At 51.3% G+C, this 357-nt stretch carries 1 tRNA gene; it reads left to right on the top strand.

The features are described 5' to 3' along the window. Nucleotides 1-281 precede the first annotated feature (281 nt). A tRNA-Ala gene (locus tag Q0753_RS16600) sits at nt 282-357 on the top strand.

The raw sequence follows: 357 nt of genomic DNA, 5'->3' as shown, positions 1-357 counted from the left end.
AATGCCATGGACGGCATTTCCGAGCCCCCACGGATGGGTTCATGGCGTGTCGAGGGAGGCGGCTGTGTTGCCTCTGAGCTCGGGTTTAAAATGATCAGACCTTTATTTAAATTGGTATAAATACTGGCTTACGGCTTATGTAGAATTGGCGGCAATCTCATCAGGTAGGTCGAAAAATGACTGGTTGGGTGGTTTTTTTTTATTTTCTGGTTGACACAAAAAGGCCCCCTGCCTATTATGCGCCTCGTCTGAACGGACATGGTCCGGGAAGAAAGATAAGCGGGGCTATAGCTCAGCTGGGAGAGCGCTTGCATGGCATGCAAGAGGTCCGCGGTTCGATCCCGCGTAGCTCCACCA

Origin of the sequence: uncultured Oceanisphaera sp., assembly GCF_947495715.1 — a bacterium.
GTDB classification, from domain to species: Bacteria; Pseudomonadota; Gammaproteobacteria; order Enterobacterales; family Aeromonadaceae; genus Oceanimonas; species Oceanimonas sediminis.
The sequence above is the reverse complement of the archived record's forward strand: the minus strand, read 5'-3'. Positions and strand labels throughout refer to the sequence as shown.